The organism is Longimicrobium sp. (assembly GCA_036389795.1).
GTDB lineage: Bacteria > Gemmatimonadota > Gemmatimonadetes > Longimicrobiales > Longimicrobiaceae > Longimicrobium.
The window spans coordinates 1-12880 of record DASVWD010000043.1 but is presented as its reverse complement, the minus strand read 5'-3'; the positions used below and the strand labels follow the sequence as shown (position 1 = coordinate 12880).

Genomic DNA, 12880 nt, shown 5'->3' with positions numbered 1-12880 from the left:
CGGACGGCGGGGAGCAGCCTCTTCACTCAGGACGGAGCACAACACACTCAGTCCATCAACCATCCGAACCGCCGTATACGGACCCGTACGTACGGTGGTGGGGGAGGGGGTGCCGGGAGACCGGCCCCCCTATCCCGATCCAGGCATTCCCATCCCCGGCATCGAAGACGTGTCCGGGTCGGAGGCCCCTCGCGCGTTGAATGAGGGAATGGCTCTGTCGGACCGCCCTCTCCGCCGGGGGAACCATGAAGATCCGCATCGTCCTTCTCCTGCTCGCCGCGCTCGCCCTTCTGTCCGTGGACGCCCTGGCGCAGGCCAGCCGCCCCGTCGCCGGGTCGCTTCCCGCGTTCGAGTCCGAGCGCGAGCTGTCGGACTACCTGCGCGAGCTGGTGCGGAAGGCGGAGAAGCGCCGGGCCGAGCAGGCCGCGAAGGCGCAGGCGTCCTGCGCGGGAGCGGTTCCGGCCGTCACCGTCACCCCTGCGGGCCCCACGGACTCCATCGCGCCGCGCCCCGCGGTCGTCCGGGGCCGCGTGACGGATGCGGCACGGAGCCCGTTGAGCACGGTGGTCCTGCGGGTCGACGGCACCAGCTTCGGCACCGTCACGTCGGCGGACGGACGGTATCGCCTCAGCGTGCCGCCGGAGCGCCTGCAGGCCGGCCAGAGCGTACGGCTCACCGCGTCGCGCATCGGGCTCCAGTCGCAGCAGGCCGTGCTCGCGCTCAGCCCGGGCGACTCCGCCGTGGTCGACTTCCGGCTGTGCGCGGCCACCCTCCACCTGGAGTCGGTCGTCGCCACCGCCACGGGCGCCGCCCGCGCGGCCGAGTCCGTCACCAACGTGCAGCACGAGGGGGTGGACGAGGGCGGGATCGTGAAGGTGCACGGCGACCACCTGGTGATGCTGCGCCGCGGGCGCCTCTTCACCGTGGCCATCGACCACGGCCGCCTGCGGCCGGTCTCGGCCGTGGACGCGTTCGGGCCCGACGTCGACGACGCCGATCCCGACGGCACCTGGTACGACGAGCTGCTCGTCTCCGGCAACCAGGTGGTGGTGGTCGGGTACAGCTACGAGCGCGGCGGCACCGAGCTGGGGGTGTTCCGCATCGACCACGGCGGGCGGCTGCGGCACCGCGCCACCTACCACCTGCGCTCCGACGACTACTACTCGTCGCGCAACTACGCCAGCCGGCTGGTGGGAACGAAGCTGGTGTTCTACACGCCGCTGTGGATGCAGCTGAAGGACGGCGACCTGGCCGGGCAGCTCCCGGCCATGCGCCGCTGGCACCGCGGCGCCACCGACGGCGAGTTCCGGCCGATCGTCTCCGCCACGCGCGTCTACCGCCCCGGGCGCGAGCTGGACGCGGACGGCGGCGTGGCGCTGCACACGGTGATGACGTGCGACCTGGCCCGCGCGGAGCTGGAGTGCGAGGGCACGGCGCTGCTGGGCCCCCCGGGCGAGGTCTTCTACGTGTCGCCCACCTCCGTCTACGTGTGGGTGAGCGAGTGGGCCGGGGGCGGGCTGGTGCGCGCTCCGGCGATGGTCTACCGCATCCCGCTCGACGGCTCCAGCCCGCGCGCGCTGGGGGTGGCCGGCAGCCCCGTGGACCAGTTCTCCTTCCTGGAGAGCGCGGACGGCCACCTGAACGTCCTGGTCCGGTCCGGCGCCCGGGGCGACTGGATGTGGAGCGCCGAGCGCGCCCGCGGGAGCGTGGCGCTGCTGCGCGTGCCGCTGGAGCGCTTCGCGGACGGGCGCCGCGCCGCCCCGGCTTCCAGCTACCGGCCCCTGCCGGAGCCGGAGGGCGGCGGCGTGTTCCAGAACCGCTTCGTGGGCGACCACCTGCTGTACGGCAACGGGAGCGGCTGGTCCGATCGTGGCGCCGGGGGCGCGGTGCTGTACGCGGTGCGCTGGGCCGGCGGCGCGGTGGCCGAGCTGCCCCTGCCGCACGGGGTGGACCGCATCGAGGCGATGGGCCGCGACGCGGTGGTGGTGGGTGCCGACGGGCGCGACCTGCACTTCACCGGCATCGACCTGGGCGGGCGCCCCCGCGTGGCGCAGCGCTACGTCAGCCGCGGCGCCTCGCAGGGCGAGCTGCGCAGCCACGGCTTCTTCTACCGCCCCGACGGGCCGGACTCCGGCGTGCTCGGGCTGCCGGTTCGCGGCCCCGGACGCGCGGGATACGAGCACCTCTTCGACGAGTCCGCCTCCATCCTCTTCCTGCGCAACGCGGGCGCGAGCTTCCGGGAGCTCGGCGAACTGGCCGCGCGGCCCGTGGCCTCGGACGACGACGGCTGCGTGGCCTCGTGCGTGGACTGGTACGGGAACTCGCGGCCGCTCTTCCTGCGCGGGCGCATCTTCGCCCTGCTGGGCTACGAGCTCGTGGAGGGCGCCCTCCGCGGCGGCCGCCTCCGCGAGCTGCGGCGCGTCAGCTTCGCGCCGCGCGACATGATGGCCGGCCGCTGACGAGCTCCTGTTCGCTCTCCCAAGGCCGCACGGCCGCTGGACCGCGACGTGCGCGAGATCCTGGAGCGCCTCTACCGCCGCACGGTGGAGCTGCTCGCCGCCAACCGCGAGCCGCTGGCCGCCCTGGCCGTGGCGCTCCTGGAGCGCGAGACCATCGACGGCCCGGAGGCGGTGGAGATCATGGAGGAGGCGGGCCTCTCCCGCGTCTCCGGCCTGCTCCCCGAGGGCGTCGCGGTGGCGACTGCGGCCTGATTCGCATCGGCGGAATCGAAGTCGAAGAGGCCCGGGCGGAGCATCCGTCCGGGCCTCTCTCGCTTCGGCGCTCATCACCGTGGACCGGGATCGCTCCGCGGACTAGTTTGCCTCGCCGCCGCAACGGGCGGATCGATTCCGGGCGCCATCGATCAAGGGGAATCCATGAGCGCGGAGGACGATCTCGAAGACCTCGTCCGCCGACTCGTCGACGCGGAAAACAGGGCGAGCCGGGAAGACGCGGAGGGGATCCTCTCGCCGAGCTTCACGGCGATCACGCGAAGCAGCGGCCAGGAACAGGATCGCGACGGACTGCTGGAGGCCATCGGGAAGGGATCCGACAAGGTGCGGATTCTCGAGGACGGCGTGGAAGCCCGGGTGTCCGGAGACCTTGGCGTGGTGAGGAGCATCGTCACGGTCGCCGGCAGGGACAGGCCGGACGTTCCCCTGGCCAGCTACCGCAACATCCACGTATTCACGAGAGAAGCCGGCGACTGGCGGTGCGTGTCGTGGCAGGTCACCAAGTTGGAGTAACAGGCCCCTTTACCCTCCTGGAACCGATCACCGGTCGAAAAACGACGCCCATGCACCGCTTCGCTCCCGTTCTCCCGCTCGTCGTGCTGGCCGCCTGCGCCGCGCAGCCGCCGTCCGCCCGGGGACCCGCGCCGGACGCCCGCGCCGGCGTGAGCGAGCGCCTCTACTTCGGGCGCGACGTCGAGGGCGCGGGCACCGTCTCGCACGAGGAGTGGGCGGCGTTCGTGCGCGAGGTGGCGGCGCCGCGGCTCCCGGGGATGTCGGCCTGGAACGCGGCCGGCGCCTGGTACGATTCGGCCTCGCGGACGGTGGTGAGCGAGTCCACCTTCGTGGTGGAGGTGGTCCACCACGGCGAGCGGCCGACCCTCGCCTCGCTGGACGAGGTCGCGCGGGAGTACATGCGCCGCTTCCGGCAGCGGGAGGTGCTGCGGACCACGCACGCCGTCCGCCGGCGCACCTACGCGCAGGAGCCGCCGCCGGGCCCGCCGCCCCAGCCGCGGCCGCCCTCCGCGCCCGGTCCGCGGGTCGAGTTCCTCACCCCGCCGGGCGACTGGCCGTACCCGTTCTCGCCGGCGGTGCGGGTGGGCGACCTGATCTTCGTCTCGGGGCAGATCGGCTCGCGCACGGAGGGCGGCCGCGTCGTGCTGGTCCCCGGGGGGATCGAGGCGGAGACGCGGCAGACGCTGGACAACGTCCGCGAGGTCCTGGAGCGCGCCGGCTCGTCGCTGGACCGCGTGGTCAAGTGCACGGTGATGATGGCCGACATGGCCGAGTGGCCGCGGATGAACGCCGTCTACGCCGCCTACTTCCCCGGCCCCAAACCCGCCCGTAGCGCGTTCGGCGCCACCGGCCTGGCGCTCGGCGCGCGCGTCGAGATCGAGTGCATCGCCGCCGCGGGCCGCGGCTGACGACGAGGTGCGATCATGCCTTCGATCCGACCCACCGTGCTCCTGTCCGCCGCGCTGCTCGCCCTCTCCCTGCTCGCGGCCGCGGCCGGGCCAGGCGGCGGGCGCGCGACGGACGCGCCGCCGAGGCTGGAGCAGGACTCCGTCATCCGGCGCATCCGCGCGGCGTACGCGCGCACGAACGCCGGACTGCCGCGGTGCGAGCGCCGCCGCCGGGAGTTGATGGACCAGTCGACCGAGGGCGGCCGGCTGGACGCCTACGTGTGCCGGGGAGAGGTGGTGAAGCTGGTGGCGGTCCTCTACGGCGAGACCGGCCGGGCCACCGAGGAGTTCTACCTGGCCGGCGGCCGCCCGTACTTCGTCTACCGGGTCTCGCTGCGCTACGAGCGGCCCTTCGGGAAGGTGGCGTCCACCGGGGAAGATCGCTTCTATTTCCAGGCCGGGCGGCTCGTCCGCTGGCTCCGCGGCCGCCGCACCGTGCCGCCCGCAAGCCCGGAGGCTCGCGAGGAGGAGCGCGAGGTCCTCGCCCGCGCCGCCGAGCTCCTCGCCCGGGCAGGCGGCGAGTCTTCCCGGTAGCCCTCCCGTCGTCGTCCGTCCGAGCCGGAATGCTTGTCTCTCTCCGGAAGATTGTCTAAAATGGCCTGAAGGGACGGGCGCCGCCCCGCCCTTCCCTTCCCTGGCCGCGCGGACGGACCCTTCCGTGCGGTCGCCGCCGGATCGGAGCTCCAACCGCAGACGGAGGGAGAATGACGATGATCCGCGCACGCACCCTGCCCCTCGCGGGCCTCCTCGTGGCGCTCGCCGCAGTCCCCGCCGCCGCCCAGCAGGGCGAGATGGTCCCCCGGGAGCTGGTGATGACCCTGCTCGGGAGCTCGGGATCGAGCAGCGGACCGCAGTTGCTGGTGGGACGGCTCCCCGCGGACTTCCCGGCCGCGCTGGCGCCCGCCGATGCGCGGGTGGTGGGGAGCCTGGTCCGCCGCACCGAGCAGACGGTCGTGTTCGCCCTTCCCCAGCCGCGCCCCGAGGCCGCCGCCGCGTACCGGCGCACCGTGGAGGGCGCCGGGTGGACGAGCCCGCCGTCGGCCGGGATGGTCGAGCGGCAGGGGTTCCTCGCGCCGTCCATGGGCACGGCGGGACCGCCGGCCGTCTTCTGCCAGGGCGAACGGGTGCTCCACTTCAGCACGCTCCCACGCGAGGGCGGCGGGAGCTATCTCAGGCTCGACCTCAACTCCACCAGCGAGTACTCCCCCTGCAGCCGCGAGGCGGCGCAGCACATGGAAAGCTTCCAGCGCGAGTTCCCGATCCCGGCGCTCCATGCGCCCGAGAACGTGGAGTTCAGCGGGGGCAGCATGAGCTCGGGCGGCCCCGACTTCCGCGAGGTGGGCGTCCGGCTGACCACGCCGATGGCGCCCGCGGAGCTGGCGGCCCACTACGCCGCGCAGCTCCGGCAGGCCGGGTGGACGCCGTCCGGTAACGGCGCGGGCGAGGGGGTCGCGCTGCAGACTTTCCTGCGCCGCGACGCGTCCGGGCAGGGGTGGCACGCCGTGCTGTCGGCCATCGCGCTCCCCGGCTCGGACAGGCGCGACCTGAGCCTCCGCGTCTCCCGCGTCCCGAACACCGGCTCCTGAGAGCGCGCGGGGCGCCGGGCTCCCGCGGCCTGGCGCCCCGTCTCCATCATCCCGCGATCTCCACGCGCATCCGGTCTTCCCGGCCGCGATCCTCCGCAGGGCACAAGCTCGCGCCGGCATGGGTTTGGCGTGCACCGGACCGCCGCGAACGGTCGATTCCCGGCCTGGACGCGGAGGTGGCGCCATGCGATTCCCGATCGCTTCCCTGTGCCTGGCGGGCGCGGCGCTGGCCGCCTGCGAGGGCTCGCCGTCGGAGCCCGACCTGGAGCCCGCGTACGTGCTGGTCTCCGTCGACGGCCGCCCGCTCCCCGCCACCACCGACAGCTCCACCCTGTCCCCGAGCGGCACCATCCATTTCCGCATCGTCGCGCGCACGCTGGAGCTCCTCTCCTCCGACAGCGCGCAGTACACCCAGGTGGAAGACGCCGTGCAGGCCGGGCGGCAGATCCGGTACGACTGCTGGACGAAGCGGATCGCCTACCGCCGCGAGGGGCCGCGCCTGGTCCTCACCATCGATCCCAACGACCCCGGCACGCCGCCGTCGCTGGCGCAGCCCCTCATCATCGAGACGCTGGAGGTCGGGCGCGGCCGCCTGGTCCACCAGCTCACCGGGCCGCCGAGCCGGGTGAACCCGTCCGGGCTCTCCCTGCGCCTGGAGTACGCCGCGGCAGACCCGCCCGCCCAGAGGTGCGTCGGCGCGCCGGCCTCCACCCGGGCCCGCTGACGGAGACGGCGGCCGGCCATTGCGGAGCGGCCGCGCGCGGGCTATGTGGTGGCGGCCCCAGCACGCTCCCCTTCCCTCTTGCCTGGCGCGACCGTGGCGGGACGGCCCTACATCCTCGCCGAGACCACCTGGAAGACGGTCTCCGGCACCCGGTACGACGTGGCGGTGCTCCCCTGGGGAGCCACCGAGGCGCACAACTACCACCTCCCGTACGCCACCGACGTCGTCGAGGCCGCCCTCGTGGCCGCGGAGGCCGCGCGGCTCGCCTGGGAGGCCGGGGCGAAGGTGGTGGTGCTGCCGGCGGTGCCGTTCGGGGTGCAGACGGGGCAGCTCGACATCCCCTTCTGCCTGAACCTGAACCCCTCCACGCAGGCCGCCGTCCTGGCCGACCTCTGCCGCGCGCTCGCCGGGCAGGGCGTGCGCCGCCTGGTGATCCTGAACGGCCACGGCGGCAACGACTTCCGCGCGATGATCCGCGAGCTGCAGCCGCAGGCCGGGCTCTTCCTGTGCACCCTCGACTGGTGGAGCTGCCTGGACGCGCGCGCCTTCTTCGCCGAGCCGGGCGACCACGCGGGCGAGCTGGAGACGAGCGTGATGCTGCACCTGGCGCCCGAGCTGGTGCTCCCGCTGGAGGAGGCCGGCCCGGGGCGGGCGCGCCGCTTCCGCGTGGCCGGCCTGCGCGAGGGGTGGGCCTGGGCGCCGCGCCGCTGGACGCAGGTCACCGGCGACACCGGCGTCGGCGACCCGCGCGCGGCCACCGCCGAGAAGGGCGCCGCGTTCGTCCGCGCCGTCGCCGAGCGCATCGCGGGCTTCCTGGTGGAGCTCGCCGCGGCGGACCCCGACGACCTGTACGCCTGAGCAAGTGCGAAGTGCGAAGTGCTGAGTGCTAAGTGCGAAGTCCTGGGCACTCAGCACGTAGCACTCAGGACTCGACAATCGAGCACAGACCAAAGCCCTGAAGACACCCGTGCAGCGGCAGATCGTGGGCTTTCGGCAGGACGGCGAGGGGCACTGGGTGGCGGAGCTGGAGTGCGGCCACACCCAGCACGTGCGCCACGCGCCCCCCTGGCAGGTGCGCCCGTGGACGCAGACCCCCGAGGGCCGCGCCGGCCGCCTGGGCACCCCCCTGGAGTGCCGCGCCTGCGACGAGGAAGGTGCCCGCGATCCCGGTCCACCAAGTCGCTCTGGAGGTTGAAAAACATCAGGACTCACGCAGAGCAGCAGAGTCAGCGGAGAACGACGACCTTCTCTGCTGACTCTGCTGCTTTGCGTGAGACATCTGCATTCACTCGAGTGGAGGATGACGAAGCGCCCGGACCGTGATCGTGCGGCCCGGGCGCTGTCTCGTGGGCGACGCCGGCTACCTGGGCGGGAGCGTCACGTCCACGCGGACGCTGTCGGGCGGGAGGAGGCCGAAGCGCACCGGCCCGGCGCTCACCGACACGTCGCCCGCCACGATCCCCGGGGGCGGCGAGGCGATGACCCGCACGCACCCCTGCGCCACGTCGAGGAAGACGCTGGCCTCGCCGCGGTACTTCCCGTCCGCGTCCGCCGTCACCAGGTCGCCGGGGAGGTCCAGGTACGTCGCCTCCGAGGCGGGGCAGTTCCCGAACCGGTCGCCGATCACGAGGACGCGGGCGCCGGCGGAGGGCGCGCCGTCGGGGCCGGTCACCGTGCCGTAGACCACGGCCTGGTGCGTGGGGCGGGCCTCCCCCGGCGGCTCCGGCTCGACGATGGTGCAGCCGGCCAGGAGCGCCAGGACGGCCGCCGCCGGCGCGAGTCGAAAGCGGGTGGTCTTCATCTCGTCGGCTTCGTGTGGCGGTTCATCGGCTCGCGCATCCAGAACGAGCGAAGCGCCCGGTCCGCTACAGTCGCGAACCGGGCGCTTCGAGTTGCCCCCCCAGGGCTCGAACCTGGACTTTTCTGATCCAGAGTCAGACGTGTTGCCAATTACACCAGGGGGCAGAGAGCGCCTGCTCCAGGACTCGAACCTGGGACCCTCTGATTAACAGTCAGATGCTCTAACCAACTGAGCTAAGCAGGCTTGTACAGAGCGGGCAACCGGGCTCGAACCGGCGACCTCAACCTTGGCAAGGTTGCGCTCTACCAACTGAGCTATGCCCGCGCGCCGCGGATGCCGCTCCGGCGGAGTCGCTATCCCATTGCGGACGGGCAATTTAAGGGATTCCTCCCGAAAGTTCAAGCCCCCGCGGAGGAGGCGTTGCAGGGCGGCTCAAGCCGCGGCGACAACCGCAGGAAGCCTCGCAAACCCCGCGAGGCTGTGGGCGCTGCCTTCCGCTCCTCTCGGCCAGGACCGGCGCGAAGCTCGGCGGGGGGCTGGGAACCCGCACCGAAGGCTCATCCCGCACCGGAGGAGCCCGCGAAGGCGGGCTTTTCGCAGTTGTAGCCGCGGATTCATCCGCCCCCGTCCCCCGGATCCGTGGTTGCGCGATCCCGTCACCTCCTGTAAGGTGCAGGCGATCGCGGAGCGGGCCGGGCGGCCCGCCGCGGACGGATCTCCATCGACATCCAGGCAAGGAGAGGCAGATATGTCGCACGGGCACGCGGCGGACTTCGAAGAGGCGCGCGAGAACCGCAAGACCATCTTCATGGGCCTCGGCGCCGCGCTGGTGTGGCTGCTGATCGTGGGCGGCATCGCGCACTTCCTGGCCCGCTCGATGAGCGGCGGCGAGGAGGGCCACGACCCCGCCGCCGCGCCCGCCGCGGCCACGCAGCCCCACTGATCCGCCCGGCCGCGTAGCAGCCCGGGCCCGGAAGCCGGGTCCGGGCTGTTCATCGTCCGTCTCATCCTATATCCTTCATCCCGGGCCGGACGCGCGCCTCTCCACCTCTTCGCTCCGGACCCGCTTTCCTCCCCGTCGGCTCGGCCCTGCCCCGAGACTCCGGCACCGCCTCCCGCCGGACCTCACGACTTCCCCCCCACCGGAGACACCGCCCCATGAAAGCGACCCAGATCCCCGCGCACGAGAAGGCGTTCCGCACCACCGGCAACGCGGGCGGGCGGCCGTACGTCCTCACCCCGGCGGAGGTGGAGATCCCCGGGACCACCGAGACCTTCGAGGTGGTGGCGTGCACCCGCAAGGACGGGGTGGACAGCTACTTCTTCAAGCAGGAGCAGGTCAAGAAGCGGATCGTCGTCCACTACACCGAGGGCTTCCTGCAGGGCGACATCGCCACGCTCAGCAGCAAGGACCTCCACGTCTCCGTCCCGTTCGTGGTGGCGCGCGACGGCACCATCTACCGGCTGTTCTCGTCGAAGCAGTGGTCCTTCCACCTGGGGAAGGGCGCGGCGGGCGGCAACGAGCCGATGAGCAAGAGCAGCGTCGCCATCGAGCTCTCCAACGTGGGGCACCTGGTGCAGGACGGGAACAACCTGCGCGAGCCCTCCGGCACCGTCTACTGCTCGCTCGACGAGAAGCAGTTCTACAAGAAGCTGGCGCAGCCGTACCGCGGCTTCTCCTTCTACGCCACCTTCACCGACGAGCAGTACCAGAGCCTGATCACCCTGCTGCGCTACCTCTCGGCCACCTTCGACATCCCGAAGCAGTTCATCGACGAGCCGCGGCGGTTCGAGACCATCGACAACATCGCCGCCTTCGCCGGGATCACCACGCACGTGAACTACCGCAAGACCGGCAAGCGCGACATCGGCCCCGCCTTCGACTGGGCGCGGGTGATCGCCGGGGTGAGCACCATCCCCGTCACCGGCATCGTGACCCCCGGCGGCGCGCCGGTCGGCTGACCCGGATCGACGCGCGGGCGGGGCCGCTTGCCGGCTCCCCCGCCACCGCCTAGCTTCGGGCGCACGAGGGCCCGGACTCTGGACGCCAGGGTCCGGGCCTTCGTCCGTCCATCGAACCGCTCCCGATCGCGCCGCCGCCCCGATGTTCTACGACCTGCTCCGCCCCTTCCTCTTCACCCTCCCGGCGGAGACGGCGCACCACCTGGGGAGCGGGCTCCTGGACCTGTCGCTCGCCCCCCCGCCCGCCCGCGCGCTGGTCCGCTCGGCGCTGGCGGTGGACGACCCGGCGCTCGCGGTGGAGCGCTTCGGCGTCCGCTTCCCCAACCCGGTGGGGCTCGCCGCCGGCTTCGACAAGTCGGGCGAGGCGTTCAACGCGCTGGGCGCGCTCGGCTTCGGCCACGTGGAGATCGGCACCGTCACCGCGCTGGCGCAGCCGGGCAACCCGCGCCCGCGCCTCTTCCGCCTCCCCGCCGACCGCGCGCTGCTCAACCGCATGGGCTTCAACAACCCCGGCGCCGAGGCCGTCGCCCGGCGGCTCGGCCGCGGCCGCATCGAGCCCGTGCTGGGGATCAACCTGGGGAAGAGCAAGGCCACGCCGCTGGAAGACGCCGCGGGCGACTACCTGCGCTCGCTCGAGTTGCTGGAGCCGTTCGCGCGCTACCTGGTGGTCAACGTCAGCTCGCCCAACACGCCCGGGCTGCGCACGCTGCAGGACGCCGGGCCGCTACGCGACCTCCTGCGCGCCCTGCACGCCCGCGCCGCCGAGCTGGCCTGGCAGCGGGGAGACCGGGCGCGGCCGATCCTGCTCAAGATCGCGCCCGACCTCGGCGACGCGCAGGTGGAGGAGGCCGTCGGGATCGCGCGGGCGGAGGGGATCGCGGGGATCATCGCCACCAACACCACCGTCTCGCGCGAGGGGCTCAGGACGCCGCGCGCGCGGGTGGAGGCGCTCGGCGCGGGGGGGATCAGCGGGGCGCCGCTCCGGGCGCGGGCGCGCGAGGTGGCCTCGCTCGTCTGGCGGCAGACGCGGGGAGAGCTGCCGGTCGTCGGCGTCGGGGGGATCTTCACGGCCGACGACGCGTGGGAGATGGTGCGCGCGGGGGCGTCGCTGGTGCAGCTCTACACGGGCTTCATCTACCGCGGGCCGGGGGTGGCGCGCGAGATCTGCCGGGGGCTGCTCGGCCGCCTCCGCCGCGAGGGCTTCCCCACCCTGGACGCCGCCGTGGGGTCGGCGCACCGCTGATGCGCCGCACCGCCCGCTTCCTGCGCGCCTTCCTGCGCGGCGGCGCCCACCCCGGCGTCCGCGCCCTGGACGTCGCCTTCGAGGTGGACGGCGAGCCGCGCGAGGCGCTCCTCTACCTCCCGCCCGAGCGCGGCCCCGCGCCCGCGTGGGTGGTGATGCCGGGGATCACCGTGCACGGCCGCCACCACCCGGCGATGACCCGCTTCGCCCGGAGCCTGGCCGCCTCGGGGGCGGTGGTGCTGGCGCCCGAGGTCCCCGCCTGGAGCGCGCTGCGGGTGGACTCGGCGGCGGCGCGCCGGACGCTCTCGGCCGCGATCCTCCACCTGGACGGGCGCCCCGAGGTGCTCGGGGGCCACGTGGGCGCCATCGGCTTCTCCTTCGGGGCCACGCAGACGGTGATCGCCGCGGCGGACCCGGCGCTGCACGGGCACCTGCGCGCCGTGCTGGGCTTCGGCGGCTACTGCGACCTGGGGGCGGCGCTGCGCTGCAACTTCACCGGCGAGCACGAGTGGCGGGGGGTGCGCTACGCGCTGGAGCCCGACCCGTACGGCCGCTGGGTGGTGGTGGGCAACTTCGCCACCGCGGTGCCGGGGATGGAGCACATGGGGGCGCTGGCGCGCGCGGCGCTCACCCTGGCGGTCGAGGCGGGGCACTTCGGCGCCTGGGCGTGGGACCCCGTCTACGACGCCCGCAAGGCCGAGCTGCGTAGCGAGCTCTCGCCCGGGGAGCGGCGGATCTGGGACGTGGTGGCCGGGCCGGCCGGGGCCCCGGTGGACGCCGGCGCCGCGCGCGAGCTGGCCGACGCCTTCGCCGCCGCCGCGCTGGCGTGCGACCCGGGGCTGGACCCGCGCCCCCACCTGCCGAACCTCCACGGGAGGCTCCTGCTCACCCACGGCCGGCAGGACCGCCTGATCCCCTTCACTGAGACGCTGCGGCTGACCGCCATGATGCCGCCGCACGTGGACGTCTCGACCACCATCACGGGCCTCTTCGCCCACTCCGCCGGCGCCTGGCTGCACCCCGCCCAGTGGGCCCGCGAGACCGGCCGCTTCGTGGGCCTGCTGAACCGCGCGCTGAACGCGGTGTGAGCGCAGATCGCGAGTGCCGGATCGCGGGCCAAAGCCCCCTCGCTGGAACCACGGAAGCCTCGCAGACCACGCGAACGCGCAACCGACAGCGGAGCCCGCTGCTTTGCGGAGCGGGGTGTGCCACGCGCGCGACAAAAGCGCCGGGGTGATACCATTTCGCAGGGAATCGTTCGGGTATCAGCCCTGAAAAGGTCTCACACAGAGGGCACAGAGAACACAGAGGAACAGCGGAAGAGATTGAAGTTCTCTCCGTGTCCTCCGTGTCCTCTGTGTGATGCCAATCT

The 12880-nt window shown here is 73.3% G+C and carries 13 protein-coding genes, 3 tRNA genes and 1 pseudogene; 13 read left to right on the top strand and 4 right to left on the bottom strand.

What is annotated here, in order from left to right:
* The first annotated feature begins 245 nt into the window (after positions 1-245).
* The 9 genes and pseudogenes from VF746_05110 (at position 246) to VF746_05070 (ending at position 7697) form a co-directional block, all read left to right on the top strand.
* A complete protein-coding gene (locus VF746_05110; protein ID HEX8691774.1) occupies positions 246-2459 on the top strand; it encodes a beta-propeller domain-containing protein in 2214 nt (737 codons plus the stop codon).
* Between the two features lie 27 nt (positions 2460-2486).
* Positions 2487-2711 (top strand): annotated as a pseudogene (locus VF746_05105) (hypothetical protein).
* A 165-nt stretch (positions 2712-2876) separates the two neighbouring features.
* Positions 2877-3245: a nuclear transport factor 2 family protein gene (locus VF746_05100; GenBank protein ID HEX8691773.1), complete on the top strand. Its 369-nt coding sequence runs from the start codon at positions 2877-2879 to the stop codon at positions 3243-3245.
* A gap of 50 nt (positions 3246-3295) precedes the next feature.
* Entirely contained in the window at positions 3296-4153 is an 858-nt protein-coding gene (locus tag VF746_05095) for a DUF3574 domain-containing protein (GenBank protein HEX8691772.1), read from the top strand.
* A gap of 15 nt (positions 4154-4168) precedes the next feature.
* Positions 4169-4726 carry a hypothetical protein gene (locus VF746_05090; protein HEX8691771.1) on the top strand — a complete coding sequence of 186 codons (558 nt, stop codon included), beginning with the start codon at positions 4169-4171 and terminating at the stop codon, positions 4724-4726.
* Between the two features lie 176 nt (positions 4727-4902).
* Entirely contained in the window at positions 4903-5778 is an 876-nt protein-coding gene (locus tag VF746_05085; GenBank protein HEX8691770.1) for a hypothetical protein, read from the top strand.
* Between the two features lie 184 nt (positions 5779-5962).
* Positions 5963-6502, top strand: coding sequence for a hypothetical protein (locus VF746_05080; GenBank protein HEX8691769.1), 540 nt, complete (start codon positions 5963-5965; stop codon positions 6500-6502).
* Between the two features lie 93 nt (positions 6503-6595).
* Entirely contained in the window at positions 6596-7360 is a 765-nt protein-coding gene (locus VF746_05075; GenBank protein ID HEX8691768.1) for a creatininase family protein, read from the top strand.
* Between the two features lie 109 nt (positions 7361-7469).
* Positions 7470-7697 carry a DUF3565 domain-containing protein gene (locus VF746_05070; protein HEX8691767.1) on the top strand — a complete coding sequence of 76 codons (228 nt, stop codon included), beginning with the start codon at positions 7470-7472 and terminating at the stop codon, positions 7695-7697.
* Between the two features lie 165 nt (positions 7698-7862).
* Here VF746_05070 and VF746_05065 read toward each other — a convergent pair whose 3' ends face one another.
* The 4 genes from VF746_05065 to VF746_05050 all read right to left on the bottom strand — a co-directional run bounded on the left by VF746_05065 (position 7863) and on the right by VF746_05050 (position 8627).
* Entirely contained in the window at positions 7863-8303 is a 441-nt protein-coding gene (locus tag VF746_05065) for a hypothetical protein (GenBank protein HEX8691766.1), read from the bottom strand.
* 91 nt (positions 8304-8394) lie between these two features.
* Positions 8395-8467: transfer RNA gene (locus VF746_05060), tRNA-Gln, on the bottom strand.
* A 5-nt stretch (positions 8468-8472) separates the two neighbouring features.
* Positions 8473-8546 (bottom strand) — tRNA-Asn (locus tag VF746_05055).
* Positions 8547-8554: 8 nt separating this feature from the next.
* Positions 8555-8627: transfer RNA gene (locus VF746_05050), tRNA-Gly, on the bottom strand.
* 424 nt (positions 8628-9051) lie between these two features.
* On the opposite strand from VF746_05050, the gene VF746_05045 reads away from it, so the two are divergent.
* From VF746_05045 to VF746_05030, 4 genes are all read left to right on the top strand, one after another.
* Complete coding sequence (locus VF746_05045) at positions 9052-9246, top strand: hypothetical protein (protein HEX8691765.1); 195 nt, start codon at positions 9052-9054, stop codon at positions 9244-9246.
* A 215-nt stretch (positions 9247-9461) separates the two neighbouring features.
* Complete coding sequence (locus tag VF746_05040; protein ID HEX8691764.1) at positions 9462-10265, top strand: N-acetylmuramoyl-L-alanine amidase; 804 nt, start codon at positions 9462-9464, stop codon at positions 10263-10265.
* Between the two features lie 142 nt (positions 10266-10407).
* Complete coding sequence (locus VF746_05035) at positions 10408-11508, top strand: quinone-dependent dihydroorotate dehydrogenase (protein ID HEX8691763.1); 1101 nt, start codon at positions 10408-10410, stop codon at positions 11506-11508.
* Entirely contained in the window at positions 11508-12596 is a 1089-nt protein-coding gene (locus VF746_05030) for a hypothetical protein (GenBank protein HEX8691762.1), read from the top strand. Before VF746_05035 ends, VF746_05030 begins: the two co-directional genes overlap by 1 nt.
* The last annotated feature ends 284 nt before the right edge of the window (positions 12597-12880 follow it).

What these genes read in the sequence shown, in the direction of transcription:
- VF746_05110 (HEX8691774.1), top strand. Translation starts at nt 246, where the DNA reads ATGAAGATCCGCATCGTCCTTCTCCTGCTCGCCGCGCTCGCCCTTCTG.
- VF746_05100 (HEX8691773.1), top strand. Translation starts at nt 2,877, where the DNA reads ATGAGCGCGGAGGACGATCTCGAAGACCTCGTCCGCCGACTCGTCGAC.
- VF746_05095 (HEX8691772.1), top strand. Translation starts at nt 3,296, where the DNA reads ATGCACCGCTTCGCTCCCGTTCTCCCGCTCGTCGTGCTGGCCGCCTGC.
- VF746_05090 (HEX8691771.1), top strand. Translation starts at nt 4,169, where the DNA reads ATGCCTTCGATCCGACCCACCGTGCTCCTGTCCGCCGCGCTGCTCGCC.
- VF746_05085 (HEX8691770.1), top strand. Translation starts at nt 4,903, where the DNA reads ATGATCCGCGCACGCACCCTGCCCCTCGCGGGCCTCCTCGTGGCGCTC.
- VF746_05080 (HEX8691769.1), top strand. Translation starts at nt 5,963, where the DNA reads ATGCGATTCCCGATCGCTTCCCTGTGCCTGGCGGGCGCGGCGCTGGCC.
- VF746_05065 (HEX8691766.1), bottom strand. Translation starts at nt 8,303, where the DNA reads ATGAAGACCACCCGCTTTCGACTCGCGCCGGCGGCGGCCGTCCTGGCG.
- VF746_05045 (HEX8691765.1), top strand. Translation starts at nt 9,052, where the DNA reads ATGTCGCACGGGCACGCGGCGGACTTCGAAGAGGCGCGCGAGAACCGC.
- VF746_05040 (HEX8691764.1), top strand. Translation starts at nt 9,462, where the DNA reads ATGAAAGCGACCCAGATCCCCGCGCACGAGAAGGCGTTCCGCACCACC.
- VF746_05035 (HEX8691763.1), top strand. Translation starts at nt 10,408, where the DNA reads ATGTTCTACGACCTGCTCCGCCCCTTCCTCTTCACCCTCCCGGCGGAG.
- VF746_05030 (HEX8691762.1), top strand. Translation starts at nt 11,508, where the DNA reads ATGCGCCGCACCGCCCGCTTCCTGCGCGCCTTCCTGCGCGGCGGCGCC.